The following is a 1,860-nucleotide window of genomic DNA, read 5'->3' as shown; positions in this document are numbered from 1 at the left end:
GAAACGGGAGAGCTCGGAGCGCAGGCTGGCCGGCACCCGCAGCACCTGCCGGCCGGCCGGGGTCGTCAGGTCCACCGTGATCAGCTCTCCGTGCTTACGCCCCTGGGACGCCGAGAGCACCCGCCGGTCGAAGGCGACATCGAAGTAGTCGCCTTCGCGCGGGAAGGGCGCGACGACCAGCAGCCGCCGGGTGGTGAGCAGGATCCAGCGGGACGTCCCCAGGCGGTGGCCGATGAACCGCTCGGCCCGCGCCGTCAGCACCCCCGGGCCGGATGGGGCGGTGAGCCGGCCGCGCAGCACGACCTCGGTGAACTCCCCCGGCTCCAGCGGAACCTCCGGCGGCCCGACCGTCCGCACCGGTCTCAGACGCATGCCTGCCAGCCTCCCACCGAACCGGTCGAAAGGTGCGCAATCATGCTCTCCGCACGCCCGGAGACCCGATGCCGCGCACCGGAGCGTCCCTCGCGGGGCCGCCCTGGTCATAGCTCGGCGCCAGTGATACTTACCTACCACTGGCGCGTCCTTGTGATACCAAACAGCCCTGTAGGTATCACAAGGACGCCGGGACGGTAGGTCAGTACCAGTGCGACGCGACTCCTTCGCTCCTGAGCAGTCGGGCTACATCGTCCGGGCCGAACGCGACTACCTCGCCTTCCTCCCGCCACCGTTGCCGCCCGCGCTCGACTTCGACCGGCCCCTGATCGGCCTGCTCTCCGAGGCCGACCGCGCGCTGGGCGAACTTGCCGGCGCCGGCCGGACGTTGCCGAACCCACGGCTGCTGGCCCGCGCCCTCGTCCGCCGGGAAGCTGTGCTGTCCAGCCGGATCGAGGGCACCCAGGCGTCCGTGTCGGATCTGGTCCTGTTCGAGGCGGACCGACCGACCCACGATGAAGGCGACGACGTCCGGGAGGTGTTCAACTATGTGACAGCGGTCGAACACGTCCTCGACCCGAACCGCCGGCTCCCCCTGAGCGTGTCGCTGCTACGGGAGGCACATGCCGTCCTGCTGAGCGACGTCCACGGCAACTACGCCACTCCTGGTGACGTTCGGCGAAGTCAGACCTGGATCGGGCCGCCCGGTTGCACCCTCGACGACGCAACCTACGTTCCGCCGCCCCCCGAGCGGTTGTGGGAATGCCTGGACTCGTTCGAGAAACATCTGCATGCCGACCACGACCTGCCACCGCTCATCACAATTGCGTGCACGCACTACCAGTTCGAGGCGATCCACCCGTTTCTCGACGGCAACGGCCGCGTCGGCAGGCTCCTCGTCGTCCTGCTGTTGGCCGAATGGGGGCTGCTGAACGCCCCGCTGCTGGACATCTCGGCCTGGATCGAACCGCGGCGCGATGAGTACTATGCCCGCCTGCTGCGGGTCTCCACCCATGGAGACTGGCCCGGCTGGGTGGGTTTCTTCCTTCGGGGTGTCGCCGAACAGGCCCGGGATGCAGTGCGGCGTTCCGCCACACTGCAGGCTCTGCGGGACGACTACCGCGCCCGGGTCGGTACCGCACGCTCGTCCGCGCTGTTGGCGGTACTGGTGGACGCCCTGTTCGAGATCCCGGCGCTGACCGTCAGCCGGGCTCGGCGCATCCTCGACGTGACGCACCGCTCCGCCAGCCTGAACGTCGCGAAACTGGTGGAAGCCGAAATCCTCACGGAGCTGCCCGGCCGTACCCGCAACCGTCTGTTCGTCGCGAACGGCATCCTCCAGGCGATCGATGGTCGCCCGGCCTCGTCCCCACAGCCCACGATGATCGAGTGATACTTACCTACCACTGGCGCGTCCTTGTGATACCAAACAGCCCTGTAGGTATCACAAGGACGCCGGGATGAGCCCCGGACCCCCGGCCGTCAGGG

At 68.7% G+C, this 1,860-nt stretch carries 2 protein-coding genes; one reads left to right on the top strand and one right to left on the bottom strand.

All coding sequences use genetic code 11. The features are described 5' to 3' along the window. Window positions 1-372 (bottom strand): hypothetical protein (locus MJ785_RS12015; RefSeq protein WP_239380867.1); only part of this gene is annotated, 372 nt, incomplete at its 3' end. A 211-nt stretch (window positions 373-583) separates the two neighbouring features. On the opposite strand from MJ785_RS12015, the gene MJ785_RS12010 reads away from it, so the two are divergent. Then, entirely contained in the window at window positions 584-1,765 is a 1,182-nt protein-coding gene (locus tag MJ785_RS12010; protein WP_239380865.1) for a Fic family protein, read from the top strand. Window positions 1,766-1,860: the final 95 nt, after the last annotated feature.

This window comes from Protofrankia sp. CiT1 (assembly GCF_917627335.1).
Lineage (GTDB): Bacteria > Actinomycetota > Actinomycetes > Frankiales > Frankiaceae > Protofrankia.
This window is presented reverse-complemented; position numbering and strand designations above follow the sequence as displayed.